This window comes from Citrobacter sp. S46_ASV_140, from assembly GCF_018919545.1.
GTDB lineage: Bacteria > Pseudomonadota > Gammaproteobacteria > Enterobacterales > Enterobacteriaceae > Citrobacter > Citrobacter braakii.
Window position 1 is genome coordinate 1 of record NZ_JAHLRC010000289.1, and the last position, 569, is coordinate 569.

Genomic DNA, 569 nt, shown 5'->3' on the forward strand with positions numbered 1-569 from the left:
CAGCATGACGCCCGTCGGCCAGCGTTTCCCGCTGCTTTGCACCATAAAACTAATGAAGATAAACGCGCATATCAGGCCAAGGACCGCCACGATAGCCGCATTTTGCAGGTTGCCTGCAAAGCAGAACCACAGCGCGGTTGCGGCGGCGAGAGTCATCACAATATTGATAACCCGATGTTCGCCCCGGTAGAGAATGTCCACCATCGTGCGTACCGGCGCTTTGCCTTCGTGTTTCTCTTTCCAGTCTTCCGCTTCCGGAATATTTTTACGCAGCCAGAGGGCGAAGATAATCGGCAAAATGCCGATGAAGAACAGCGCGCGCCATCCCCAGACCGGGACCACCAGGCTGTAGACCTGCGCGGCGATCACTGCGCCTACAGAGAAGCCGGAAATCAGGAAGCCGCTGGCTTTGTTTCGCAGGTGCCTGGGCCAGCTTTCAATAACATAAGTTGCGCTGGAGCCGTACTCACCAGCCATCCCCATACCGATAACCAGGCGGGCGATAAACATGGTGGTGTAGCCCGGCGCGAAGCCGCAGGCCAGCGTCCCCACAGAGAACAGAATGATAC

Annotated in this window: 1 protein-coding gene; it reads right to left on the minus strand. The window is 56.9% G+C overall.

Going from position 1 to position 569, the window contains the following annotated elements:
* A partial coding sequence (locus KQJ19_RS23825; protein WP_216404294.1) for an MFS transporter occupies window positions 1–569 on the minus strand: 569 nt, incomplete at both ends.